The sequence below is a fragment of the Micromonospora sp. FIMYZ51 genome (assembly GCF_038246755.1).
Taxonomy (GTDB): domain Bacteria; phylum Actinomycetota; class Actinomycetes; order Mycobacteriales; family Micromonosporaceae; genus Micromonospora.
Map to the genome: position 1 here is coordinate 6,759,134 of NZ_CP134706.1, position 25,617 is coordinate 6,784,750.

The 25,617-nt window shown below is 71.7% G+C and carries 23 protein-coding genes; 17 read left to right on the top strand and 6 right to left on the bottom strand.

Going from position 1 to position 25,617, the window contains the following annotated elements; genetic code table 11:
- Positions 1-40 precede the first annotated feature (40 nt).
- From QQG74_RS30420 to mycP, 4 genes are all read left to right on the top strand, one after another.
- On the top strand, positions 41-484 hold the full coding sequence (locus QQG74_RS30420; RefSeq protein WP_341718052.1) for a hypothetical protein: 444 nt from the start codon (positions 41-43) through the stop codon (positions 482-484).
- Positions 481-1,905, top strand: a complete 1,425-nt coding sequence (locus QQG74_RS30425) for a hypothetical protein (protein WP_341718053.1) — start codon at positions 481-483, stop codon at positions 1,903-1,905. The genes QQG74_RS30420 and QQG74_RS30425 overlap by 4 nt, the downstream gene beginning before the upstream one ends.
- On the top strand, positions 1,890-2,153 hold the full coding sequence (locus QQG74_RS30430) for a hypothetical protein (protein WP_341718054.1): 264 nt from the start codon (positions 1,890-1,892) through the stop codon (positions 2,151-2,153). The genes QQG74_RS30425 and QQG74_RS30430 overlap by 16 nt, the downstream gene beginning before the upstream one ends.
- Before the next feature lie 145 nt (positions 2,154-2,298).
- Positions 2,299-3,549: a type VII secretion-associated serine protease mycosin gene (gene mycP, locus QQG74_RS30435; RefSeq protein WP_341718055.1), complete on the top strand. Its 1,251-nt coding sequence runs from the start codon at positions 2,299-2,301 to the stop codon at positions 3,547-3,549.
- A 136-nt stretch (positions 3,550-3,685) separates the two neighbouring features.
- On the opposite strand, the gene QQG74_RS30440 is transcribed toward mycP, so the two are convergent.
- Entirely contained in the window at positions 3,686-3,895 is a 210-nt protein-coding gene (locus QQG74_RS30440) for a DUF397 domain-containing protein (RefSeq protein ID WP_341718056.1), read from the bottom strand.
- Positions 3,892-4,797 (bottom strand): DUF5753 domain-containing protein, encoded by a 906-nt coding sequence (locus tag QQG74_RS30445; RefSeq protein WP_341718057.1) that lies wholly within the window; start codon positions 4,795-4,797, stop codon positions 3,892-3,894. The genes QQG74_RS30440 and QQG74_RS30445 overlap by 4 nt, the downstream gene beginning before the upstream one ends.
- 119 nt (positions 4,798-4,916) lie before the next feature.
- Here QQG74_RS30445 and QQG74_RS30450 point away from each other — a divergent pair, with 119 nt between their 5' ends.
- The 4 genes from QQG74_RS30450 (at position 4,917) to QQG74_RS30465 (ending at position 8,476) form a co-directional block, all read left to right on the top strand.
- Positions 4,917-5,279, top strand: coding sequence for a hypothetical protein (locus tag QQG74_RS30450; RefSeq protein WP_341718058.1), 363 nt, complete (start codon positions 4,917-4,919; stop codon positions 5,277-5,279).
- A 341-nt stretch (positions 5,280-5,620) separates the two neighbouring features.
- Positions 5,621-7,405: a type VII secretion protein EccE gene (eccE, locus tag QQG74_RS30455; RefSeq protein WP_341718059.1), complete on the top strand. Its 1,785-nt coding sequence runs from the start codon at positions 5,621-5,623 to the stop codon at positions 7,403-7,405.
- Positions 7,402-8,094, top strand: a complete 693-nt coding sequence (locus QQG74_RS30460; RefSeq protein WP_341718060.1) for a hypothetical protein — start codon at positions 7,402-7,404, stop codon at positions 8,092-8,094. Before eccE ends, QQG74_RS30460 begins: the two co-directional genes overlap by 4 nt.
- A 100-nt stretch (positions 8,095-8,194) precedes the next feature.
- Positions 8,195-8,476, top strand: coding sequence for a PqqD family protein (locus QQG74_RS30465; protein ID WP_341718061.1), 282 nt, complete (start codon positions 8,195-8,197; stop codon positions 8,474-8,476).
- An 8-nt stretch (positions 8,477-8,484) separates the two neighbouring features.
- Here the strand turns inward: QQG74_RS30465 and QQG74_RS30470 are convergent, their stop codons facing one another.
- Positions 8,485-8,937, bottom strand: coding sequence for a lasso peptide biosynthesis protein (locus tag QQG74_RS30470; protein ID WP_341718062.1), 453 nt, complete (start codon positions 8,935-8,937; stop codon positions 8,485-8,487).
- 82 nt (positions 8,938-9,019) lie between these two features.
- Between QQG74_RS30470 and QQG74_RS30475 the strand changes: the two genes are divergently transcribed.
- The 4 genes from QQG74_RS30475 to QQG74_RS30490 are packed head-to-tail and all read left to right on the top strand — an operon-like array spanning position 9,020 to position 11,906.
- Complete coding sequence (locus QQG74_RS30475; protein WP_341718063.1) at positions 9,020-9,163, top strand: lasso RiPP family leader peptide-containing protein; 144 nt, start codon at positions 9,020-9,022, stop codon at positions 9,161-9,163.
- Entirely contained in the window at positions 9,144-9,806 is a 663-nt protein-coding gene (locus QQG74_RS30480) for an ABC transporter ATP-binding protein (protein WP_341718064.1), read from the top strand. The genes QQG74_RS30475 and QQG74_RS30480 overlap by 20 nt, the downstream gene beginning before the upstream one ends.
- Positions 9,803-10,660, top strand: a complete 858-nt coding sequence (locus QQG74_RS30485) for an ABC transporter permease (protein ID WP_341718065.1) — start codon at positions 9,803-9,805, stop codon at positions 10,658-10,660. Before QQG74_RS30480 ends, QQG74_RS30485 begins: the two co-directional genes overlap by 4 nt.
- Positions 10,653-11,906 carry an asparagine synthase-related protein gene (locus QQG74_RS30490; RefSeq protein ID WP_341718066.1) on the top strand — a complete coding sequence of 418 codons (1,254 nt, stop codon included), beginning with the start codon at positions 10,653-10,655 and terminating at the stop codon, positions 11,904-11,906. Before QQG74_RS30485 ends, QQG74_RS30490 begins: the two co-directional genes overlap by 8 nt.
- 23 nt (positions 11,907-11,929) lie before the next feature.
- Here QQG74_RS30490 and QQG74_RS30495 read toward each other — a convergent pair whose 3' ends face one another.
- From QQG74_RS30495 to QQG74_RS30505, 3 genes are all read right to left on the bottom strand, one after another.
- Positions 11,930-12,850, bottom strand: coding sequence for a nucleotidyltransferase family protein (locus QQG74_RS30495; protein ID WP_341718067.1), 921 nt, complete (start codon positions 12,848-12,850; stop codon positions 11,930-11,932).
- 31 nt (positions 12,851-12,881) lie between these two features.
- Positions 12,882-13,727 (bottom strand): hypothetical protein, encoded by an 846-nt coding sequence (locus QQG74_RS30500; protein ID WP_341718068.1) that lies wholly within the window; start codon positions 13,725-13,727, stop codon positions 12,882-12,884.
- A gap of 70 nt (positions 13,728-13,797) precedes the next feature.
- The gene (locus tag QQG74_RS30505; RefSeq protein WP_341718069.1) at positions 13,798-16,563 is read right to left on the bottom strand and encodes a fibronectin type III domain-containing protein; all 2,766 of its coding nucleotides are present in this window, start codon (positions 16,561-16,563) and stop codon (positions 13,798-13,800) included.
- Positions 16,564-17,203: 640 nt separating this feature from the next.
- On the opposite strand from QQG74_RS30505, the gene QQG74_RS30510 reads away from it, so the two are divergent.
- The 5 genes from QQG74_RS30510 (at position 17,204) to QQG74_RS30530 (ending at position 25,564) form a co-directional block, all read left to right on the top strand.
- Positions 17,204-21,382: an ExeM/NucH family extracellular endonuclease gene (locus tag QQG74_RS30510; RefSeq protein ID WP_341718070.1), complete on the top strand. Its 4,179-nt coding sequence runs from the start codon at positions 17,204-17,206 to the stop codon at positions 21,380-21,382.
- Positions 21,383-21,540: 158 nt separating this feature from the next.
- Complete coding sequence (locus QQG74_RS30515) at positions 21,541-22,122, top strand: hypothetical protein (RefSeq protein ID WP_341718071.1); 582 nt, start codon at positions 21,541-21,543, stop codon at positions 22,120-22,122.
- Positions 22,123-22,181: 59 nt separating this feature from the next.
- A complete protein-coding gene (locus tag QQG74_RS30520) occupies positions 22,182-23,318 on the top strand; it encodes a DUF916 domain-containing protein (protein WP_341718072.1) in 1,137 nt (378 codons plus the stop codon).
- 306 nt (positions 23,319-23,624) lie between these two features.
- Entirely contained in the window at positions 23,625-23,894 is a 270-nt protein-coding gene (locus tag QQG74_RS30525) for a metal-sensitive transcriptional regulator (protein WP_341718073.1), read from the top strand.
- Between the two features lie 269 nt (positions 23,895-24,163).
- Positions 24,164-25,564 carry an MBL fold metallo-hydrolase gene (locus QQG74_RS30530; protein WP_341718074.1) on the top strand — a complete coding sequence of 467 codons (1,401 nt, stop codon included), beginning with the start codon at positions 24,164-24,166 and terminating at the stop codon, positions 25,562-25,564.
- Positions 25,565-25,617 lie beyond the last annotated feature (53 nt).

Here is a 25,617-nt window from a genome sequence, read left to right on the forward strand (position 1 = left end):
TTGGCTTTCGGCCAGAGTGGATCGACAACGGGGAGGAACCATGGGCGATGACTGGCTCGTCAACGAAGAAATCAACGTCGACATCCAGCAACTGAAGGATTTCGCGGAGGCCGTCCGGCGGGAACTGGAGGGCAACTTCCAGCCCAACTACGAGAACGGTCTGCGCCCGATGCTGAGTACGCAGGCGCCGTTCGGCAGCGGCGGAATGCAGGAGGCCACCTTCTTCCGGGGCCGGCACGACGACAGCCGACTCGCCGTGAAGCTCCTGATGGACGACGTGATCCGCGGTCTCGTCTCGCTCAGCACGGCCGCTGAGTCGATCTCGGCCGAGTACCTCGACGGTGACGCGATGGCGCGGGCCACAAACGACGACGTGCACAACGCGTTCCGCGGGGTGGACGGGCAGGAGATCCTCACCGGAGAATGGCAGCAGGATGGCGGGGGCCCGGCCGGTGGCGGCACGGGAGCTGAGGGACGGGCATGAGCAAGGACTACTACGGCTGGCAGCCGACCCCCTACCCGCACTACGCCGGCATCTCGGACGACTACGCAGCCGATCGGGCCGCCCGGTCCAGGCCGTACCAGCCGACCGCGTGGGACGGGGTCGACATCGAGCAGATGCACGAGTACGTCACCAAGGAGGACGACGGACGTACCGCGACGCTCGCCGAGACGTGGTCGCGCGCGGCTGACCTGCTGCGCGTCACCCGGGAAAACCTCAAGCGCCACGCCGACGCGCTGGACGCCAAGTGGGACTCACCGGCCGGGCGCGTCTTCATGTCGAAGATCGGTGCCACGTTGCACTCGCTCGACGAGTGGCAGCGGGTCGCCGCAAACAACGCCAGTGGCCTGTCGCAGCTGGCCGACAAGATCTCGACCGCCCAGCGCGACATGCGGGAGCTCTACCGCCAGTACGAGGCCGAGCAGCGCAAGCAGCGGCAGGCATACGAAGACGACAAGGCGAAGATCACCTTCAGTGACCTCTTCGGCGACAAGCACAAGACGCCCGAGGAGGTTCGGCAGGAGTTCCACCAGCGCGCCAAGAACATCGCCAAGCCGCTTGCCGACTTCTACATCGACGTCTACATCTCGAAGATCTCCCGAGGCGGGAAGTTCAAGGGCCCCACGGAAGCCGATCCCTTGAAGGGGGGATCCGGCGACCGGCCGGGCGGCTCGGGTGGTGGACCTGGTGCCCGGTCGGGCTCGTCCGTCGTCGGTGGACCTTCGGGCGGGGTGGAGCGCCCCGACCTGCCGCCGCGTCCGGAGCTGCCGGGCCGGCCGGACCTGATCGTCAGGCCGACCGAACCGACCCCCGTCACGCCGGGCGTGCCGGAGGGTCCCGGGCTCGCCGGTGGCACCGTCACGCCCGTACCGACGCCGACGCCCCCGCCGGTCACCACGCCGAACCCGCCGGTGACGCCCGGCCCGGCACCGCCGCCCCCGGTGGTGACGCCCGGCCCTCGACCCATGCCTCCGGGCCCCCGGCCCATCCCTCCCGGCCCGCCGAACACCGGCCCCCGACCCATGCCTCCCGGCCCGCCGAACACCGGCCCGCGACCCACCCTGCCCGGATCAGGCGGCGGCTCGACCACCACCCCCGGCAGTCGCCCTCCGCTACCGAACCGGCCCACCCTTCCCGGCGCCGGTGGTTCCGGCAACCCGGGAATGGTGCCGGGCGGCGGCCAGCGGGGTCCGGTCCCGAACCGGGCGACCCTGCCGGGCAACACCGGCGCTCCCGGTCCGCGTAGCAGCGCGCCCGTGCGGCCCACCACCCCGCCGCCCAGCCTCGGTGGCCCCCGTGGCGCCGCACCGGGCACCCCGCGTCCAGCGACGCCGCCGCTTGCCGGCCGGTCCCAACCGCCACCGGCCGCCCGGCCCCCGCCGCCGGGGTGCGTCCCGACCTGAGCGGTCGTACCGGCGCCGCCCGTCCGGCGCCGGCCACCGGCCCGGCGCCGTCGCTCGGTGGCCGGCGTGCCGCCCCGATCGCGAAGACTCCCGGCAAGGGTGCCGGCCGCGCCGGAAACCAGGAGACCTGGGAGTACGGCGACGGCGACGACGAGTTGTGGGTCACCGAGTCCCCCGGCGCGGGCGTCATCGAGGCACCGGTCGAGCGCCGTCCGCGCGAGCAGGGCCGGGCCCTCGGCGGCAGTTGACACCGGACGGGCCGGGCATCCGACGCCGGGTGCCCGGCGTGTCCACCCTGACCCTCGGCACCGCACCCTGGGTGTCCGGCCCGTACCATGCGGTGACCGCCCATTCCGGCCGTGCCGGTGGAACCACAGAGGAAGGTAGACGGGCATGCGTGTCCTCACCCGACCGGCGGCTGCCCTGGCGCTCGTCACCGCGAGCGCCCTGGCGACCCTGAGCCTCCCCGCCCCGCCCGCCTCGGCTGACCCGACCCGGGACGACTCCTGGCACGTCAAGGAGCTGGAACTGGCCGAGCTGCACAGGATCACCCAGGGTGAGGGGGTGGTGGTGGCGGTGGTCGACACCGGAGTGGACGCGAGCCACCGCGACCTGAAGGACAATGTGCTGCCCGGCGTCGACCTCTACGACCGCGACGGCAAGGGCGACGTCGACCGGCGCAACCACGGCACGGGCATGGCCTCGCTGATCGCCGGGCACGGGCACGGTCCCGGCAACGGGAACGGGGTGCTCGGGGTCGCGCCGAAGGCCAAGATCCTGCCGGTGACGGTGCAGAACGAGCAGGCCCGGGCGATCTCCCCGGAGGCGATCGCCACCGGGATCAACTGGGCCGTGGACCATGGTGCGGACATCATCAACGTGTCACTGGGCGGCAGCTTCAGCGACGAACTGAATCGCGCCGTGGAGCGGGCGTACCAGCAGGACATCATCGTGGTGGCGGCGATCGGCAACGACGACAACTACGTCGCCGGCTTCCCGGCTCAGCACGAACTGGCCGTGGCAGTCAATGGCACCGACCGCAAGGGCGTGATCAGCAAGGGCGCCGCGCTGGCCGCCGACGAGGTGGACATCGCGGCACCGGGAGAACAGATCGTCCTGGCCGTGCCCGGCGACAAGTACGAAACCTCCACCGGCAGCAGCAGCAGCGCCGCGCTGGTCTCGGGCAGCCTCGCCCTGATCAAGGCGAGGTACCCGGACCTGAACGCGCAGCAGTTGGTCCAGCGTCTGCTGGAGACCACCCGGGACGCGGGCGATCCCGGCCACGACCGGCAGTACGGCTGGGGCGTACTCGACCTGCGGCAGGCCCTGATTGGCGAGCCGGACGGCCGCACCGCCCCCAGCGCGAGCGCCAGCGCCGCTCCGCCGACCGCCAACCTCGAAGCGTGGCAGACCGACCCGGGTGAGCGCGAGAACGGCATCCTGATCGCGGTGTGGGCCGCGATCATCGTGGTGTTCCTGCTCCTCGTCGGGGGCATCGTGGCCCTGCTCCTGCGCCGCCGAGCCCGTCAGCGCCAAACCCGGCCCGCCGACGACACCCCCTCCCTGGCCGCCGCCGCTGGGAGCGGCCCCGGCCAACCCGCCGACACGCCCGACGACACGGTGTGGCGCCGACCCGCCACCTAGACACCTGACCAGAAGTGCCGCCGCTAACCCTCGCCGCTCGGGGAAGGTGCAGCGGCGCAACTTCGGCGGAACGGCGGTGTCAGCCGGCCCGGGAGGCAGCAACTTCGCCGAAACGGCGCGGAGCAACCCGGCCGGGTCAGGCCAGCGGATGCCGATCGGCCTTCAAGGCGTGCAAGAAGGCCGTCCAGGTACCGGCACCGAAGGCAAGGGCCGGGCCGCTGCGGTCCTTCGAATCGCGTACGCCCACCGCACCGCCAGCAAACCGCACCTCGACGCAGTTGGCATTGCTGGAGCTGCGGGAGGACTTGAACCAGTCCCGGTCGGCGGCGGGCGACTGCGTGGTCACGTCATCTCCTTGGCGATCCGGCGGATCAGATCCAGTGACTCCGCCGAGCCTAGCGCCAGCTCCCGGGTCTCGGCGAAGGTGACCACGTAGTCGGTGACCCGCACCGACTGGTCGATGATGTCGATGGAGGTGAGGATCTCCTGCCAGACCAGGTCCGGCAGCCGGGGCGACGGGAACGACAGAATCTCGAACGGGCCGCCGAAGGCGGGGTGCGCCCCAACGGTGAACGGCAACACCCGGATCTCGAACTGCTCGGGCCGGTCGGTGGCGAGAGCGACGAGATGGTCGAGTTGGGCGCGCATCACTGCCGGGCCGCCGACCTGCTGGCGTAGGGCACCCTCGCTCAGTACGGCGCTGACCCGCAGGGGATGCGGGCCGTCGAGCCGGGCCTGCCGCGCCATCCGGACCGCCACCCGCCGGTCCACTTCGGTGAGTCGGATCGTGGTGGTGCCGCCACGAATCACCGCGCGGGCATATTCCTCGGTCTGCAACAGGCCGTGGATCGCCTCCGGGTGAAAGCTGCGGATCTGCTCGGCACCGGCCTCGTAGCCGAGGAAGCGGAGGAACTCGGCCGGAAAGAGCTGCGCGTACTCGTGCCACCAGGCACGGCGGGCCGCACCAGCCCGGAGCGCCTCCAACTCGGCCGCCTCCTCCGGCTCCAGCTCGTACGCCGTCACGATCTGGGCCAGCCGCCGGGCCGGCAGCTTGACCCGACCGGCCTCGACGCCCGAGACGTACGCCTGGATGATGCCGATCGCCCGACCGGCCGCCGCTGCCGTGAGACCCACCTCCTCACGGCGCTGACGCAGCCGAAGCCCCAGCTCCCACGCCTGCACCACGGGCGACGACTCCAGTTGAGCGAGCGCCTTCGAGCCGCTTGGCGCACCTTTGGCTGAGGTCATGTCTCCTCCTTGGACGAAGCTTCTACACAATCAGTATTCTCATCGGCACTCTTGATATCAACCTCCATGCCGTGCATTCTTCGAGTGGACGCAGATGCCGGTGTCGCGAGGAGGCAGTCGTGAATGACAGGGGTCGGTGGGTGTACCAGGAGGAGCAGGTGCCGTATGCGTTCTCGCTGTCCCGCGTGCTCGACGCCGGCACCTCCGAGCAGTCGTACGACCTGCTCGGAGTTGTCCGGGTCAGCGTGGACCGTCGACAGCCGGAGAAGCTGTCCAGCGCCCTACGGCCCTGGGCACTGGCGACGCTGGCCAACGGCGGGTACGGCTTCGGTCGCTTCTACGTTTCGTACTCCACGCTGGACGAGGACGGAGAGCCGTACCAGAACGTCGTCGACGAGTACATCGACTGGTCCGGCAGCGAGGTCCTGACCCCGGACCCGGAGGGCAGCAAGTCGGCGCGCACCGGCCGGTCGGTGACCTGACACGGGATGCGGCATGTCGCGTCCTCCGGGTGCGCTAAGGACACAAGTTGCGGCATCTCGTGCACCTGGTGCACGCCGGCCAGGGCAAGCGAGCGGTCGAAGCCGCTTTACGCAAGCCGCTTGGGCAGTGCGGGGCGCACATCGGTCGGGTCGCCTGGGATATCGTCGGTCCAGCCCTCTTCGCCGCGCAAAGCCGGAGCAACGACGCGCACCCCTCCCTGTCTTCGCGGAGCAGCCCGACATGGGTTCGTCCGACGGGACACCTGCGGGTTGCCCACTGTTGCCGGCCGACGCGACGAGCGGGTGCTGACGATGCCGGGTCGGTCGGGGAGGGGCGTGCGGTGACGCAGCCGGGTGCGGCACGGCCGGGCGAGTCGGGTTGGCAGCATCCGGGCGCGACGGCACCGCCGCAGCAACGAGTGCCGCAGCAGCAGACCGGCATGCCGGTGCCACAGCAGGCCGGCGCGCCGCCGCAGCAGGCGAACCCGGCGCAGCAGACCGGAGCGCTGGCGCAGCAGCAGGGCGAAGCTGGGGCACCGATGCTCGGTGGGGCCGGGCCGGGACACAGTTGGGCCGCGCAGCGGGGGCAGGGGCGGGCCAGCGTCGGCGGCACCTATGCCAGCCAGGCCAGCGGCGGCACCATGCCCAGCGGTCAGGCAAACACCGGGTACGCCGGCCAGGCCGCCAGCACGCACACCGGCGGGACCACGCACACCAGCCAGGCCGCCAGCGGCAGCGCATACGGCGGTCAGGTGGGTGGCGGGAATGCGTACGCCAGTCGGGTGGCGGCAGGAGGCACGAGCGTGCCGGGCGCGCGGGCGGCGGCCGGGGCGGGCACGATGCCGGCCCGGCCTGCGGCGGGCGAGCCGGCGGCGGGACCGGCCCAGCCGTCGGCGGGAGCGACACAACCGGCAGCGGGGGCGGCGGAGTCCTCGGCGGACGGTGCCCCCGCCCCGGTGGTACGCCCGCATCGGCGGCAGCTCAGGGTCGGCGGCATCCATGTTGCGCAGCTCGTGGCGTGGCAGGCCGGTGTGGCGGCGGTGCTGGCCGCGACGCCGCGTGGCGTGCCGCTGACCGTGGCGGTGGCCGTCGCCGTGTTGCTGCTGCTCGCCCCGACGATGGTGCGCCGCCGAGGGCGGTGGCTCTACGAGTGGTTGGCGGTCTGGTGGGGCTACCGGGGGCGGCGCCGGCACCTGGACGCGACCGGGCCGGCGGGTGCGGTCGGCGTCGATCATGTCAACGCGGCATGGCAGTTGTTGACCCATCTGGAAGGTAGCGTCGAGCTGGACCAGGTCGAGATCGACGACCAGCCGGCGGTGCTGCTCACCCATCGCGGCGGGCTGAGTGCGGTGCTGGAGGTCGACCCGACCGAGGGCGCGCTGCTGATGGGTGCGCCGCAGGCTCTGCCGTCGCCGATGTCGCTGCTGCCGGCGGCCGATCCGAACACCCCGCCGGTGGCGGTGCAGGTGCTGATCCAGGTCACCCCGGCACCCCGGGTGGGTGCGGCGGCGGTGGACCGGGCGTACCGCGAGCTGACCGGCGGCGAGGTGCCGGCCAGCCGGCAGGCGTGGGTGGTGCTCCAGGCACCGCGTACCCCCGATTTTCATGCCGACCGGGACCTGCGGCCGGCGCTGACGGCGGCGATCCGGCGGACCCGGCGTCAGCTGCGCCACGATCGGGTGTCGGCCCGGCTGCTCAACCGCGACGAGGTGCTGGCCTCCGTCGCCACCCTGACCCACCTCACCGGTGCGCCGGCCGGCGGGGATCGACCGCTGGTCCGGGAGGGCTGGCGGAGTTGGTCGGCGCAGGGCACCCCGCAGAGCTGCCACCGGCTGCTCGCCTGGCCGGACCGGGCGTGGGAGGTGGATGCGCTGCTGCGCGGCCTGCCCGCCGCGGCCAGCGTGGTGTCGATCTCGGTGGCCCGCCAGTCCGGCCGGCCCGGCGACGACGAGGCCGTGCTGGAGGTGGCGTTCCGGCTGATCGGGGCGGACGCCACCGCGCTGGACGCCGCCGACCGGGCACTGACCGAGGCGATCCGCAGTCAGGGCGGTCGGCTGCAACGACTCGACGGCGAGCACGCCTACGGGGTGGCCGCCACCCTTCCGCTCGGAGGCTTCCTGCGGTGAACAGCGTCGCCTTTCCCGGCAGCCGGATCGGGCTGCACGTCGCCGAAGCCGCCACCGTCGCCGGGCTGCGCCTGGCCGCCGGTGGCGGCGGGCTGGTGGTCGGCCGGAACCGCCAGCAGGAGCCGGTCGGCCTGCGGATCTTCCGCGCCGAGCCGACCCGGCTGATGCTTACCGGCGGGGTACGCGCGGCAGAACTGCTCGCCTTCCGGGCCCTGGCGCTCGGTGCCCGGCTGTTCATCCAGACCGCCCGGGAGCAGGAGTGGGACGCCTTCCTGCGGCGTTGCGTCATCGGCCGGGAGATCGCCTCGTTCCTGCCGCCCGGGGTGGCGCCCCCGGTGCCGGCCACCCCGACCGAGCCGCAGCTCGTGGTGGTCGACACCGGCCCGGTGACCGGGCCGGACACCAATCTGGCCGCGCCCTGGCGGGCCACCCTGGTGGTCCGGGACGACCTGGCCGGCTGGGACGTCGAGGTGCTGGTCCGCAGCGACATCGTGGTGCTCCAGCGGCTCACCGAAGCCGAGGCCGGCACGGCGGCGAACGCGCTCGGGTTGGTGAGCGTGCAGAGCTGGTTCACCCAACTGCACCCGGAGATGGTCGGCCTGATCACCAAGGGCAAGGTGCAGTGGGTGATGCTCAGCATGACCGGCACCGAGCGGCAGCTGATCGGACCGGTGGCCCGGGGCGGCTGAGGGACAGCGAGGCGGATGCCGGATTTGCCCTTTGCTGATCGGACGTCCCTTCTAGTAGCTACTATCCGGATAGCCCGCTTCGACAGCTGGAGGCTTCCGGATGAACGACATCCCCGCGACCGTCTACCGGATCCGAGCCGACCGGGTGGTCTGGCGTACCGCTGGTGACGAGGCCGTGCTGCTGGACACCGCGCAGTCCGTCTACTTCGCGCTCGGCCCCTCGGCCGCACTGCTCTGGCCGCACCTGGTGGACGGTGCCACCGCCGACGAACTGACCCGGGAGCTTGTCGCGCGGGCACCGGTGGACCGAGAGCGGGCCGCCGCCGACGTGCGGCAGTTTCTCACCGACCTGGAGAGCGCGGAGTTGGTCGGCCGCAGCTGACCCTGCGGTCAGGACAACCATGCCTCGGGTACCGGGTGGCGCAGCAACTCCAGCATCCCTTCCTGCTCGGCGTCGGTGTCCCCGTCGAGCCAGGCGTGCGCGTGGAAGCCGCCGCTCGGCGCGGTCACCCCGATCACGATGGTGCGGCTGGTCCGGCAGGCGGCGTACCAGCGCTGGCGGACCAGCGCGGCCTCCAGGCAGCTGGCACCGTCGCGGCGGAGCACGCGATTCATGACGTCCGGGTCGGCGCCAGGGGGCGGTCCCGGCAGCCGCACGGCGGGGATTCCGCCTTGGACAAGCTGGCGCCGGACCCGGCGTCGGGCGCGGACGGTCCAGAGCGCCAGCCGCACGCCGGCCAGACCGTCGCCACGCACCAGCCGGATCAGACCGGGCAGAAGTCGCAGGGCCGGCTTGGTGCGCCGGACGAGTCGGAGGAGCGCCGACCCGCCATTGCTCACCATGGACTCCCCCTTCATCCTCGCCAAAACGGATACTATGCTAATACAGGGAGCTAACAGACTAGGAGCATGAGGGGCTAGCATAATGAGTGAAACTCGCAAAAAGGATCAGCCGGTTGACAAGGGATACGAGCCGCCTCGGCTCCGCCGGCTGGGCACCCTGGCCGAGCTGACCAAGGGTGGCGTCGAGGGACCCGACGACGGCCTTGGTGGCGGCGGCTTCTCGTGATCGACCAGGTCACCGCAGCGGCAGCGGGTTGATCGAGGTACGGCAGGCGACGCGCCGGTTCGGCAAACAGCCGATCTTCGCCGACCTGGACCTCGACGTGCAGCCGGGCGCCCGGCTGCTGCTGGCCGGTGGTAACGGATCGGGCAAGACCACGCTGCTGCGATGCCTGGCCGGCACGCTGGCCCTCACCACCGGGCGGATCTCGGTGGCCGGCGAACCAGCGGGTTCGCCGGCCTCTCGCCGGCTGGTGGGCCTCTGCCTCGCCCCCGAGCAGGGCCTCTACGGCCGGCTGTCGGCCCGCGACAACCTGCGGCTGGTCGCGCGGCTGCGGTTGCCCCGCCGAACCGTAGAGCCGGCGACAACCGCGGTCATCGAGGAACTCGGCATTGAGGCGTACGCCGATCGGCCGGCGGAAAAGTACTCGGCGGGCATGCGGGCCCGGGTGAGCATCGCCCGCGCCCTGCTCGGCGACCCGGCGGTGCTGCTCCTCGACGAGCCGGCCCGCTCCCTCGACGAATCGGGCCGGGCGCTGCTGTGGGCGGCGCTGGACCGGCGTCGCGACCTGGCCTGTGTCATCGCCTCCCATCACCGAGAGGACCGCGCCCGGTGCGATTCGATACTCGCCCTTCCGGTGGGGCGTTGACGGCCGTCGAGGGCCGAATCCGCCGCGCCGCAGCGGCGGCCGGACCTTCCCCGACAGGCAGCCTGACCAGCGCACTTGCCGCCTTGGTCCGCCGGGATCTGCGGGCCGAACCGCTACTGCGGATCCCGGTTCTGCTGGACCTCGCCTTCGCCACCGTCAACCTGGCGGTGTTTCTGCTGATCTCCCGTTTCCTCGGCACACCGGGTCGGGGTGCCGTGGGGCCGTCCCACGACTACTTTGCCTACGTCGCGGTGGGCATCACCTTCATGCTCGTCATCCAGGCGGCCACCATCCAACTCACCAAGCGCGTCACGGCCGAGCAGCGCTCCGGCACGCTGGAGATGCTGGCAGCCCAGCCGATATCACCGGGCGGGCTGGCCGTCGGCCTGGCCGGGTACCCGTTCCTGATGGCCGCCCTCCGCGCCACGATCTACCTCGCCGTCCTCGGTCCCCTGCTCGGCCTCCGGGTGCGGCACACCGACTGGCTGGGCGTGGTGGTGCTGCTGGTCGCCGGATGCGCGGCCATCGCCGGTATCGGCATCATCCTGATGGCGCTTTCCATCGCCGTCGGGCACGGCGACGCCACCGCCCGGGTGACGGTCGTCGCCCTCACCTTTCTCTCCGGCACGTACTTCCCCGTCGACGTCCTTCCCCCGGTACTCCAGCCGCTGGCCGAGCCGCTGCCCAGCCGGTTGGCCCTCGACGGGCTGCGGGCCGCGGTGTCCGGGGCGGACTGGACCGGCGACGCACTCGCCCTGCTCGGTATCGCCCTGGTGTTGCTGCCGCCCTCGATCTGGGTCTTCGGCCGAGCGCTGCGGTTGGCCGCGAAACGAGGGATCCTGACCCGTGATTAGGCTGCCTACACCGCCCGTACCGCGCCTCACCAGGCTGGACATCGCCCGGGGCATGGTGCTGGGACCCAGCGCTGCGCCGCCGCTGCCAGCCACCGACCGTCGGGCCGCCCGCGCCGTACCGCCGGCCATGGCGCCCCCCGGCTGCCCGATCGCGAGCACCCCGCTTGCCGCGCTGGAACAGGCGGTGCTGCCCGCGCTGGCCCGGCCGCCGTGCGTCGTGAGTTTTTCCGGCGGTCTCGACTCGTCGCTCGTGCTCGCGGTCGCGGTACGGGTCGCCCGCCGCGAAGGGCTGCCACCGCCGGTCCCGGTGACCTGGCGATTCACCGACGCGCCGCAGGCGGAGGAGTCCGACTGGCAGGACGACGTGATCCGCGCGCTCGGGCTCACCGGCCCGTGGCATCAGCTCCAGGCCGGCGACGATCTCGATTTCGTCGGGCCGGTGGCCGCACGGCTGCTGCACCGGCACGGCGTCCTGCATCCCGCCAACCTTCACCTGCACCTGCCGATCATCGAGTTGGCCGAGGGCGGCTCGCTACTCACCGGCGCCGGCGGGGACCAGATGCTTGCCGGTTGGCGGCGCCCGGCCCGTACCATCCGGTCCCGGCTGCGGCTGGCGTTGTGCCCGGCCGTGCGGGCGGTGCTGCCACCGGGCCGCCGCCGGGCCATCGCGGCCTATCCCTGGTTGCGGCCGGACGTGGCGGTCGACTGCTACCGGGCGTACGCGGCGCAGCGGCGTGCCGAACCGGCCCGGCTGGAGCGCCGGATCCGCTGGCACCTGAACCGACGGCACCTGGTCATGACCTGCGCGAGCCTGGCCGGGGTGGCGGCCGAACACGACGTGTCGGTGGTCAACCCGCTGCTGGACGCCGGTTTCCTGATGGCACTGGCCACCGAGCCCGGCGGGCTGCGGCTACCCGGACGGGACGAGTTGCTCGCCCGGATCGCTGGCGACACGCTGCCCGCCGTGATCACCGCGCCGCGCCGCAAGGCGACCTTCCTCCAGGTCTTCCTGCGCCGGCACAGCCGGGACTTCGTCGCCAGCTGGGACGGTTCCGGCGTGGACACCGACCTGGTCGACCCGGTCGCGCTACGCCGGGAGTGGTCCCGCTGGCCGATCCCACCCGGCACCGTCAGTCTGCTGCAACAGCTGCGGCTGGCGGCCCACCCGGATCCGGCCGGGCAGCCGCCAGCGGCGAACTCCGAGGTTACGGACGACCCGGCCGCAACCGTGCCGGCACCGCGCTGACATCCGCTGGCGGGCCTGACCGGTCACCGCCGGGAGGCCCGCCGCGCGGCATGCAGTTCCCGTGCCGCGTACGGCAGGGCGGACACGTGTCTGACCAGCCGCCAGACGTACGCGAACAGCAGTCCCAGCCGACCGCGCCGCGCCATCGGGCTGGTGTTCCGCATCATCGCGGCCGATGGCAGCAGCCGTCGGCGGACGTGTCGCAGCCGGACCGATGCGGACGGCAGTTCGGCCAGTCGAGCCAGCGAGAGGGCGGTCACCGAGGCACGGTGCGCGGTCAGCCAGCGGCTCGGCGGGCAGTGCCGCGGCATCCCCAACTCTTCCGCCACCCGGGCACCTTGATCGGTGAGCCGCAGCCCCAGCGCGTACGCCTCCTCAGCCCCGCAACGCCAGGCGATCGACGCGGCGGCCCGCCAGGTGTCGACGGGAAACACGGCCAGGGCCCGTTCCAGGTCGGCAAGCGGGTGTGCGGACGACGCGGGCGTTGCCGCGTGCAGCGCCACCAGCAGCGCCGCATGCTCCCGGTCCGGTACCGCGATCCGCTCGGCGGCCAGCGGCATCTCCTCGGCCGACCGCCACAGGCTGCACCAGAATTCCTCGTCTCTCGTGACGCCCGCGAAGCCCTGGTGCAGGTCGACCACGCCGGGCACCGCGCCGGGCAGCCGCCAGGACCGCTCGTAGTGCAGCGGCAGGTCGTCGGGACGCACGCCGTCGTTGACCGGGCGACCGCCCAACTCGGCAAGGGCCCGCTGCGCGGCGTCGAAGGCCGATGGTGCCACCAGGAGGTCGATGTCGCCGTAGCGGCGCTCGGTGCCCAGCCGGTGCGCCAGCCCGGCACCCTTGAGCAGCACCGAGTCGATGCCGCGATCCCGCAGTGCCGCGCTCGTCGCCACGGCCGCGGCATCCAGCGCCAGGCAGCGTACGGCGACGGCGAGCGCGGTCACGACACCACCACCGTGGATACGGCGAGCATGGTCACGACGCCACTGCCGTGGGTGTGGCAAGCGCGAGGTCGAGCTGCCGACGGGTCTCGTCGTACGCCGCCCAGCCCGGGGGCCGGGCCAGGTCCCAGGCCGGCAGGGCGGCCAGGGCCAACAGCGCGGCCGGGTCGGACGGTAGCGCCGGCCAGGTGCGCAGCGCGGCGAGCCGGCCCAGCAGGTCGGTCGCGGCGACCGGATCCGCCGCTGGCACGTCGCCCCAGCGCAGGAAGAACCAACCGCCCAGCGGCAGCCGGTCGGGAACGGCCGGCAGCGTCACGCGCAGCCGGGTCGCGTACCGGGCCGGCGTCATGGGCAGGGCGGCCCCGGGCACCGGCTCCCGCAGATCGAGGCAGCGCGGCCCGGCGAAGGCGTACCGTCCGTCGGTGACCAGCACGTCGTCGGCGAGCACCGGCACGCCGTCGGCGGCGAGCAGCGCGAGCAGGCTGCTCTTGCCGGCGGTACGCGGACCGAGCACCGCCCAGGCACGCCCGCCGCGGACGAAGGCACCCGAGTGGAAGGTCTCCCGGCCGCTCCACCGGTTGACGACGGTGGCCACGGCAGCGAGATAGGGGTGGGCGAGCAGGTCCGGCGCGGGTGCCGGCCCGTGCAGGGTCGCCGTCGCCCGGTGCCGGTCCACGCTCATCCACCGGCCATCGGCGAGCATTCGCGCGCACCGGCGCTCGTCCGGGCCAACCTGCTGGGGCGGCGGCCCGCCTGGGTCGGAGCGGATGGTCACGGCTGGCCGCCCGTCTGGCGGTCCAGCCGACGCCAGCTCGACGACGTGGTCGAGGCCGCACACGCGCAGCCCGTAGGCGTACCGGTCGGTGTCGCTGTTCGGCATCGGTTGCTCCCGGTGGCGCGCCTCGCGGGCGGCACCGGCTGGGTGCCGCCCGCGAGGGTTGGTGGTGTCGTCAGTGGCTCGCTAGCCGCTGACGGGTCGGCGAACTGCGATCGGTCCTGGTCGTGCCGGATGCCTTGGCCTTATCCGTCTTGGCCTTGCCGGCCTTGGCCTTGCCGGCCTTGGCCTTGTCCGCCTTGGCCTCGCCGGAGCTGGGCCGTACCAGGTGACGCGGCACCACGCCAGCGTCACCGTTGGCCTTGGCGCGGGCGGCCCGCTTGGTCGCGATGGACGGAGTTTCCGACGGGTCGATGCCCAGCGCGAGGACGTCCCAGACGCCCCAGAACGAGCCGGCCGACTCCACGCTCAAGGTCAGTGCGATCCTGAACGTCGCGCCCGCTGGCAAGCCACCGAGCGGCAGCGGCAAGGTCAACTCGGTGTAGAAACCGCCACCCGGCGGATCCTCGGCGGGAGCGTCCATCCGCAGGTTGTTGACCGTGACGGTCCGACCGTCGCTGAGCGTGATCGAGCTGGTCAGCGTAGCCGGGTTGCGCAGCCGCAGGTCGGCGTAGGGGAGCGCCGGGGACGAGCCGGCCGGGGGCGGCGGCCCGTTCACCTGGCTGAGGCTGGCGATCCGCAGCCTGACCTCGGTGGCCGCCGTGCTGGCCCGGTTGGTCAGCGTCCGCCGGACGATCAGCTGCCCCCGCCGGATCGGAGTGGGCGCGACGTACTCCCGGTTGGGTGACGCGCTTGCGGGCACGCCCGGATCCAACAACGTGGTCTGGATCAGGGAGTTCACCGGCCGGGGGCCGATCGAGTTGCGGGGTGCCGGCGTACCGAGCGCCGACGGGATTCCGCCCTGAATGCCGCCGACGGTGGTGATGAAGCGGAAGTCGTTCCGGGTGTCGCCGGTGTCCAACGGCCTGCCGGACTGCCGTAGCCGGCCGAAGAGGTTACGGACCACCGGCGGGTGGGCGAAGGCCGGCAGCGGGCTGCCCCGGTAGAAGCCGGGAGTGGAGCCGGCGGCGTCACTTATGGTGCCGGTGCCCGGCGTGCCGCTGTCCGGGAATCGGAGCCGCAGACCGCCGACCGCCCCCAGCGAACAGACCGGGCCGGCGACGACGGTGCAGCTGCCGGCTGCGGGATCCGCAGCCAGCGTCAGGTCCGGCTCGACGTCCTCCACCGGAGCCGAATACTCTCCCCCCGCGATCAGGAAGGTCTGGAGGGGCTGGAGCGGCAGCCGGGTGGGTGGAATGGTGACCACGTTGCCGTCCGCCGCCTCGATCCGGATCCCGGTCATCGGCATCGGGATATCCGTGAGGTTCTCGATCGAGAGGTACTGGTCCAACGGCCCGGCGATGCCGGACTGGCGGAACTGGGTGATCAGGGCCTGCCCGGCCACCCCGGTCGCCTGCACATGCACGAAGTTGGAGTCGACCACCGCGTTCGTGACCGAGGATACGTAGCGCACCTGGAACCGGTTGGTACCGAACTGCGGCACCCGGGCGGTGAAGGTGGCCCGGTTGAACGCGACCGGGAAAGTGCCGATCATCGTGGTGAGTCCACCGGTGTTGCTGTTGAAGAGGGAGACGGTGCCCTGCGCCTCGCCGGGGCCGATGTCGACGGTGAAGGTGACCTCGTCGGCGAAGTTGACCGACGAGTCGTCGACCCTCAGGTTGACGACGCTGGCCGCCTGGACCACGATCCGGATCTGGCGGACGTCGCTCGCCCCGAACGCATCGGTCACCCGGACGTCGAGGCCATACGTGCCGGCGATGGTCGGGATGCCGGAGAGGAACCCGTTGACCGGGTCGAGGGTGATGCCGGGTGGCAACGTGCCGGAGGCCACCGACCAGGTGAACGGTGCGGTCCCGCCGAGTACGGTGAGCCGCTGCGAGTACGACGCGCCGACCTCGCCGAGCGCCAGGTCCGGCATCACGATCTGCGGCCGGGCGTTGATGGTGAGGACGGTCAGCAGGGTCCCTTCCCGGCCTTCGTCGTCCACCACCCGGAAAATCACCGGGTACTGGCCAGCGGTGGTGGGAACGCCGGTGACGACGCCGTTCACCGGGTTCAGCGACAGGCCGGGCGGCAGGCCGCCGGTGATCGGGCTCGGCGCAATGGACCAGGTGAAGGGCGGTGCACCCTGGTCCACGACGACGTTACCCACGTACGTGGAGTTGATTGTGCCCTCGGGGCCGACGAACACCAGGCTCGGCGAGATGTCCACGGTGATCGGCACCGACGGGGCCGATGCGGGGCCGATGCCGAGCGCGGTGCGGGCCGCGACCCGGAAGGTGTAGGTGGTCGACGGCGTCAGACCGGTCACCGTCGCGTTGGTCACCGGTGGCACCACCTGGGACGACTGCGGCGTCCCGTTGAGGTACGGGGTGATCACGAACTGGATGATCGGGGAACCGCCGTCGTCGGCGGGCCGGATCCAGCTCAGCCGTGCCGTGGTGGTGTCCGCGGTGACCGCGATGATGGTCGGCGCGGTCGGCAGCGCCATCGGCACGGCAGCGTTGGAGTGCGGGCTGGCCGGCCCGGTGCCGACGTCGTTGACGGCCGCCACGGTGAACGTCCACTTCCCGCTGGTCGGGGCGATCTTCACCGCGCGGCTGGTAGCCGAGGTATCGAACTTCCTCGGCTTCTGCGCCTTGCCGTTGCGGTACGGCGTCACCACGTACCCGGTGATCCTGCTGCCGTTCTCGGCGGGCTTGCGCCAGGTGACGGCGGCGAGGTCGCCGCGCTTTCCGGCCGTCGGCCGCTTCGGCGCGGCCGGCTTCTTGGCGGCCTTGGGTCGGACCGGATCGGCGGCGTTCGCCGAGCCGGGAGTCACCGGTTTGACGGTGGGCGGGCGAGCCGCCTGTTGCGCGTCCCCGGGAGAATGCGCGGACGCGGGGGTGTAGACCATCGCCGACGCGATCAGCGTTATGACAAGCGCTGATCCCGCCAGCGTCCGAAAACGACGCGACGTTGACATACGACTCCTACCTCTGATGCAGAAAGCGCCCACTTCACAAGGAGGGTCGATCGCCGCTCTTGACCGCGTTGTCGCTGGTGGTGACGCCCCCCCGGACTCAACCACTTCCACTTGCGAGGGAAATGACGAGCCCCAGTCGCATTTAAGAAATTAATTCTTCTGGCATCCCTCTATAGCACGCCGCGAGCCGACCGGACAGTCGCTCGAATCGACCTCGGCAACCGCCAACAAGAGCCGGATTCACGAGCCCGTTGCCGGCTCGCAGAAAACGATCCGCGCTGGAAATGGTTACTGTCGAGAGGCCGACGTTCCATTCTGGCCACCGGCCGGCGAGCGGCCTCAGCAAGCCGGCCAGACGCCGCCGCGACGGATGACCGGGCAGGCCAGCGGGGTGAGGTAGCCCACGACCGTTCGCCGCTTTGGTACATCTGGTGGCTGCCGCCAGGACACCGGGGCCGCTTATCCTCCGACGGTCTACCCTTCGGAGGCCGCGCAGATGCAGCGAAGAAGAAGTATCCGACTACTCGCAGTACCGGGCGTACTGGTCACCGCCACCGCGCTGACCCTGTCCGGTGGCACCGCGGCGTTCGCCGACCCGGTGCCGGCGACACCGTTCATCAGTGAGATCCACTATGACAACGCCGGAACCGACGTCGGCGAGGCGATCGAGATCGAGGCACCGGTCGGCTTCGACCTGACCGGTTGGCGAATCGTCCTCTACAACGGCGGCAACGGTGCGGCGTACGGCACCCGGACGCTTACCGGCACGGTGCCGGACGCCGGTGTGGTGGTCGAGGACTACCCGGTCAACGGCATCCAGAACGGTGACCCGGACGGCGTCGCGCTGGTCTCCCCGACCGACTCGGTGACCGAGTTCATCACCTACGGGGGCACCTTCACCGCCGTGGGTGGCCCGGCCAACGGGATCACCGGCACCGACATCGGGGTCAAGCAGTCCAGCAGCACCCCGATCGGGCACTCGCTCCAGAAGCTCGGCGGCAGCTGGCGTCCGCCGGCCCCGAACAGCTTCGGCGTACGCAACACCGCGCCCGACCCGGATCCGGATCCGGAGTTGGGCTGCACGGTCGCCGTCGACCACAGCATCGCCCAGGTCCAGGGCACCGGGGCCGCAACCCCGGTGGCGGGCACCCGGGTGACCGTCGAGGGCATCGTCACCGCCGACCACCGCACCGGTGGCTACAACGGCGTGTACGTGCAGACGGCGGGCAGCGGCGGAGACCGCCCGGTCGCCGCCGGCACCGCCTCGGACGGCATTTTCGTCTACCTGACCACCAACACCGCAAACCACCCGACCGTCGCGATCGGCGACCGGGTCCGGGTCAGCGGCACGGCGAACGAGTTCAACGGGCTCACCCAGCTCAGCATCGCGGCAAAGAGCGACGTGCAGGTCTGCGAGCAGGGCGCGCCGCTGCCCGCCCCGGTCCCGGTGGAGTTCCCGCTCACCGAGCAGGCCCGCGAGTCGGTCGAGTCGATGCTTGTCGCGCCGGTCGGCGCGTACACCGTCGCCGAGGTCTACAACACCAACCGCTACGGCGAGGTGGCGCTCGCCGCCGGTGACAAGCCGGCGCTCACCCCCACCGACCTGGCCCGCCCCGGCAGCGCCGAGGCGCAGCAGATCGCCGCCGCGAACAAGCTCGGCCGGGTCCTGCTTGACGACGGCAAGACCACAAACCTGGCCACCGCCGGGCTGCTGCCGCCGTACGTCTCGGCGGCCAGCCCGCTACGGGTCGGCGACGCGGTGGAGGCGTTCGGGTCGTCGGTGCTGTCCTACGGCTTCAACGAGTGGCGGCTCCAGCCCACCCGGCCGGTCGACGCGGACACCCCGCCCGCCGGGCGGACCACCTTCAAGTCGACAAACCCGCGTACCACCGCCCCGGTCAACGTCGGCGGTGACCTGCGGGTGGCCAGCTTCAACGTGCTCAACTACTTCGTCCACTTCGGTGGCGACGCGCGCGGTGCGGCCAACGAGGCCGCCCTGGTCAAGCAGGAAGCGAAGATCGTCTCGGCGATCAGCGCGCTCGACGCCGACGTGGTCGCCCTTCAGGAGATCGAGAACTCGGTCCGGTTCAACCCGGCCGACCCGCACCAGGCACTCAAGCGCCTGGTCGCCGCCCTGAACGACAAGGACGGCGCGGGCACCTGGGACTACGTGCGCAACCCGGCCGAGCTGCCCGCTCCGGCCCAGCAGGACGTCATCACCGGGGCGATCATCTTCAAGCCGGCCAAGGCGCAGCCGGAGGGCGCGTCGCGGTCGGTGAACGACGAGAGCGTCTGGTTCAACGCCCGCGAGCCGATCGCGCAGACCTTCACCGCCGGCCCGCTCGACTTCGTGGTGGTGACCAACCACTTCAAGTCCAAGAGCGGGGCGGGCAGCGGCGACAACGCCGACTCCGGTGACGGTCAGGGCGGCTGGAACGGCGACCGGGTCCGGCAGGCCACCGCGCTGGCCGCCTTCGTCGACCAGGTGAAGGCCGACAGCGGCACCTCCGACGTGATCCTGCTGGGTGACTTCAACTCGTACACCCAGGAGGACCCGATGCAGGTCCTCTACGGCAAGGACTACCGCAACCTCAACGACACCGGGAAGACCAGCTACGTCTTCAACGGCGAGTCCGGCTCGCTCGACCACGCGCTCGCCTCGCCGTCGCTGGCGTCGCGGGTGACCGGCGTCGACGTGTGGGAGATCAACGCGGTCGAGTCGTACGCCTTCCAGTACGACGGGCTGGCCGCCTTCTACGCGCCGGACCCGTACCGGGCCAGCGACCACAACCCGCTTGTGGTCGGGATCAACACCGGGTCCAGCCCGGTCGACCTGCAACTGCTGAGCATCAACGACTTCCACGGCCGGCTGGAGTCCCCGGCCACCGTGGGCGGTCAGCCGGTCGGTGGTGCCGCCCAGCTCGCCGGCCTGGTCGATCAGCTGCGCGGGCAGAACCCGAACACCGCGTTCGTCTCCGCCGGTGACAACATCGGCGCCTCCACCTTCATCTCGGCGATCGACGACGACAACCCGACGATCGACGCGCTCAACGAGATGGGCCTGCTCGCCTCGGCCGTGGGCAACCACGAGTTCGACAAGGGCATGGCGGACCTGATCGACCGGGTGATCCCCCGGGCCGACTTCCCGCACCTGGGCGCCAACGTGTACCGGGGTGACGAGCGGGCGTTGCCGGCGTACTCGGTGCACAACGTCGGTGGCGTCCAGGTCGGCTTCGTCGGCGTGGTCACCGAGCAGACCGGTTCGCTGGTCAGCCCGGACGGCATCGCCGGCATCACCTTCCGGGAGCCGGTCGCCGAGGCCAACGCCGTCGCCGGTCAGCTCAAGGACGGCGACCCGGCAAACGGTGAGGCCGACGTGGTGGTGCTGCTCACCCACGAGGGCGCCGCCACCGAGAACATCGACTCCGCCGAGGCCCTGGCGAACGACCCGGTCTTCGGCAAGTTCACCCGGGCCGACGCCACAATCGACGCCATCTTCAGCGGACACACCCACCAGCCGTACGCCTTCGAGGTGCCGGTCCCCGGCACCGACAAGCTGCGGCCGATCGTGCAGGCCGAGGACTACGGCAAGCGGCTCGGCAAGGTCACCCTGAGCTACGACCCGGAGTCCGGCTCGGTCACCGACGCCGACGCGTCCCTGGTCGACGTGGTAGGCGCGCCGCAGGACCCGGCGGTCGCCGAGATCGTCGCCGCCGCCAAGGTGAAGGCGGAGGAACTGGGCAAGCAGCCGCTCGGTGAGATCACCGGCGACATTCGGCGGGCCTACACCGACGGCAACGAGGACCGGGGCAAGGAGTCGGCGCTCGGCAACTTCATCGCCGACGTACAGCTCGCCGGCACCGCCGAGCCGGGCCGGGGCGGGGCGCAGATCGCGTTCATGAACCCGGGCGGCCTGCGGGCCGACCTGCTGTACCGGACCGACGGCACGGTGACCTACGCCGACGCCTTCGCCGTCCAGCCGTTCGCCAACGACGTGGTCACCAAGACCTACACCGGTGCCCAGCTCAAGCAGGTGCTGGAACAGCAGTGGCAGCCGGCGGGCGCGTCCCGGCCGGTGCTCTGGCTGGGTGTGTCGAAGGGCTTCAGCTACACGTACGACCCGACGGCCGCCCAGGGCTCGCGGATCACCTCGATGAAGCTGAACGGCACGCCGATCGACCCGGCGGGCAGCTACCGGGTCACGGTGAACTCGTTCCTCGCCTCCGGTGGGGACAACTTCACCACCCTCGGCCAGGGCACCAACCCGGCCACCACCGGCGACAACGACCTGACCATGCTGGTCAGCTACTTCGCCGCGAACTCGCCGATCACCCCGGACACCACGCCCCGCTCGGCGATCGGCGACGGCGAGCCGGAGGTGCCGGCGTGGGACGTCGAGGTGCAGGCCAGCACGCGCTGCATCGGCCCCAACGCGTTCCTCACGGTGACCGCCCGCAACGCCGACGAGCTGGCGTTGACCATCGAGCTGGTCACCCCGTACGGCTCGCGTACGGTCGCCGACGTCGCGCCCGGCAAGTCCGCGTACCAGCAGTTCACCACGCGGGCCCGGTCGGTGCCGGCCGGCACGACGACGGTGAAGATCACCGGCACCGCCGACGGCGCGCCGGTGACCACGCAGGTCGAGGCGGCGTACGCCGCGATCAACTGCGGCTGACCCGCTTCGCGGTGGCGGCGCTCCGGCCGGAGCGCCGCCACCGCACCACTTCCGATCACACCCCTTCGAGTCAGCGGCATCTTTCGATTCAGCAACGGAGCATGGATATGAGCACAGCCAGGCGTAGTCGTTTGTTCGCGGTGGTGGCCGCGGGCGTGATGACTGTTGGTTCGGTGGCGCTGGGTACGCCGGTGTCGGCGGAGCCGGGGCAGGACGCGGATGTCGAGGTGACCGTCGACATCGAGGAGGTCAGGGAGCCGGGGGTGCTGGCCATGTCGGTGGCGGCCGACTCGGTGGCGTTGTCCGAGGACGGGTCGACGTTGCTGGTGCGTCAGTTCGTCGGCACGTTGCCGACGGTGACGGTGACCGACACGCGGACCGCTGACGAGGTGCCGGCGGGTTCGGCGTGGGCGGTGCTGGGCAGCGCCACGGATTTTGTTGCCGCTGGTGGTCAGGCGCCGATCGGTGCCGGGCATCTGGGTTGGCGGCCGAAGCTGCTCGACGGTGGGGACACCGGTCTGGTGGCCGAGGGCGAGGAGGTCGTGACGGTGGTCGACGAGCCGACCCAGCCGGGCAACAACGTGGGTCTGGTGGATCAGGAGTTGCTGGTCTCGACGTTCGACTCGGGTGCCGTGGCGGGCGGGGAGTTCACGGTGAACGCGGAGTTGTTCCTGCGTACGCCGGCTGATGTGGCGGCGGGTGAGTACGCCTCGACGTTGACGCTGTCGCTGTTCGAGTGAGATCCCGGGTGGGGGACGCCGACCGGCGGCCCCCACCACACCGTCCTGAGGAGGCCGTCATGACCCGAACCTCGTCGCGGGCGTTGCCGCGCCTGCTCGCTGCCGTGGTCGCGGTGTTCGTCGCCGCACCGATCGCGCCGGCCGCCGCCACACCGGCCGTGCCCGCCGCCGCACCGCCGAGGGCGCTCGCCGCCGCCGCGCCGGCCCCCACGCCGACGGCGTCCGCCGCCGCAGATCCGGCCAAGCCGTCGGTGACCTGGTCGGTGCAGCCGGCCGACCAGAACGGCCCCGACGGTCGCCGGTGGATCGAGCGCACCCTCGATCCCGGTCAGGTCGTGACCGAACACCTCGCCGTACGCAACTTCAGCGACTCCGCCGTGGTCTTCTCGTTGAAGGCGGCGGACGGCTACCTGACCGACAAGGGGCGCTTCAACATGCTTCCCTCGAACGAGAAGTCGGTGGACGGCGGCACCTGGATCAAGGTGCAGGAGAAGGTCTCCGTCGGGGCCAAGCAGACCAAGGTGGTGCCGTTCACGATCACGGTTCCCGCCGATGCCAGCCCCGGCGACCACCCGGCCGGCATCGCGGCGACGGTCACCAGCTCCGGCGGCACGGTCGCCGTGGAGAGCCGGGTCGGCTTCCGGGTGATGCTGCGCGCCAGCGGGACGATCACCGCCAGCATGACGATCGACGACCTGACGGCCAAGTACACCCCCTCCTGGAACCCGTTCGCCGGTGGCACCGTGCAGATCGGCTGGAGCACGACCAACAGCGGCAACGTCTCGGTGACCGGCAGCGGCCGGACCACGGTCGCCGAACTCTTCGGCCTGGTCGAGCGGGACACCCCGACCGAGGTCGAGGAGGTGCTGCGGGGCGGCAACCGGACGGTCGAGACCCGGGTGGACGGGGTCTGGGGGCTGGGCCGGGTACGCACCACCGTCGAGGTGACGCCCGCCGTACTCGGCGGCGACGCCACCGGCGCCGAGATCCGTACCGCCTCGGCGACCGTCACCACCTGGGCCCTCCCCTGGGCGCAACTGATCCTCGTCCTGCTCCTCGGCGCGCTTGCCTTCGCCGTGCGTACCGTCATCCGCCGCCGCCGGCAGCGCCTCGCGCAACTGCTCGACAAGGCCCGCGAGGAAGGCCGCTCCCAAGCCCGCGAAACCCCCCTCACCACCACCCCCAAGTCCCCCTAGCCCCCACCCCCACCCCTCACCCCCGCCCCGCCCCTCGCCCCCACCCCCGCCCCCGCCCCCGCCCCCGCCCCCGCCCCCGCGATCTTGCAGTTTGTGTCGCCTTTTGCGGCTTTCAACCCTAATGCGGGGACGAAAAGTGCAAGATCGGCGCGGCGGGGGTCGGCGCGGCGGGGGTGGGGGTCGGCGCGGCGGGGGTCGGCGCGGCGGGGGTCGGCGCGGCGGGGGTCGGCGCGGTGGGGGTGGGGGTGCGGGGGTGGGGTTGTCGGGGGATACCCTGGGGGGTATGGTTTGGGCAGGAGGTGTGGGATGAAGCTGCGGCCGGAGATGACGGGTGACGCCCTGACCCGACTCAAGCGCGCCCGGGGGCAACTGAACGCCGTGATCGAGATGATGGAGGACGGCCAGGACTGCCGTGACGTGCTGACCCAGCTCGCCGCGGTGTCCAAGGCGATCGACCGGGCCGGCTTCAAGATCATTGCCTCCGGCATGCGGCACTGCTCCACGGCGCGGGAAGGCGGCGAGCAGCCGGAGATGACCGAAGAGGAACTGGAGAAGCTGTTCCTCGCCCTGGCGTGATCTGCCGGGACCGGTGCCCGGCCACGGACGCCCTCGCCCCTGATCGGCACTGTTCCGCCGGAATGGCGGCATCAGCCCTGAGTTGATCCCGCCATTCCGGCGGGTCGGCGTGGAGATCTCGCCTGCCCTTGGGCGACCCGGGGCATTTTCGGCCTGAGGGCGGGTAAAACCTGAGGGCGGGCAAAAGACGTGATCAATTTTTCGTGAGAGAAGTCTGCTCGGCGCATACCCCCCGGGGTATGCGGCGGGAGGAAAGAGAGGAGTTGGCCATGACGATGCAGGTGTCGATCATCGCGACCTCGTCCCTGGGCGACCGCAGCTACCTGGCCACGGACGGCCGGGTGGGCATCGTGGTTGATCCGCAGCGGGACATCGACCGGGTGCTGTACCTGGCGGGTGCGGCCGGCGTACGGATCACGCATGTGCTCGAAACGCACGTCCACAACGACTACGTCTCCGGTGGGCTGGAACTGGCCCGGCTGACCGGTGCGCGGTACCTGGTGGCCGCCGCCGACGAGGTCGGATTCGACCGGGTACCGGTCACCGACGGCGACATGGTCGCCATCTCGGAGGAGTTGCGGGTCCGCGTCCTCGCCACCCCGGGACACACGTTCCACCACGTGTCGTACGTGCTCGACGAGGCCGGCCCGGCCGGGTGGACCCCGGTCGGGGTGTTCACCGGCGGATCGTTGCTCTTCGGCACCACCGGCCGCACCGACCTGCTCGGTAAGCAGCACGCCCACGAACTGGCACATCACCAGCACGCCTCGGCCAAGCGGCTTGCCGAATTGCTTCCCGACGGGGCGCAGGTCTGGCCCACCCACGGGTTCGGCAGCTTCTGCTCGGCGAGTCAGGCCGACGCGCCGGAGTCGACGATCGGCCGGGAGAAGCAGGCCAATCCGGTGTTCCGGCTGGCCGCCGCCGACTTCGTCACCGAGACCCTGGCCGGGCTGGACGCCTATCCGGCGTACTACGCGCACATGGGGGTGGCAAACGCCGCCGGTCCCGCGCCGGTCGACCTCACCCCGGTCGGCCGGGCCGACGCCGGGCAACTGCGGGATCGGATGGCCGCCGGGGAGTGGGTGGTCGACCTGCGACACCGCAAGGCGTACGCCATGTCCCACCTCGCCGGCACGATCAGCCTCGGCCTGGACGGTCCGATGTCGACCTGGCTCGGCTGGCTGATCGAGTGGGGTACCCCGATCACCCTGCTTGCCGAGACGCCCGAACAGGTCGCCGATGCCCAGCGCGAACTGGTCCGGATCGGCATCGACAGGCCCGCCGCGCAGGCAACCGGTGGACCGAACGAGTGGGCCGTCGACCCGGACGACCTGGGTGAGCTGATGGTCGCCGACTTCCCGGCGCTGGCCGCCGCGCAGGCCGGGAACATCCCGGTCGGGCTGCCCGCCCCGCAGGTCGTGCTCGACGTACGGCTGACCAACGAATGGCGCGCCGGCCACCTCGCGGGTGCCGTGCACATCCCGCTGCCGGAACTGCCCGGACGGCTGGCGGACGTGCCGGCCGGCCCGGTCTGGGTGCACTGCGGATCCGGCTACCGCGCCTCCGTCGCCGCATCCCTGCTGGCCAACGCGGGCCGCGAGGTCGTCCTGATCGACGACTCCTTCGGCCGGGCCGAAGCGGCAGGTGTACGGCTGGCCGCCACCACCTGACCACCTCAAGCAACCCGATACGAACCACCCCACGCAAGGAGACGAGTGTGCCG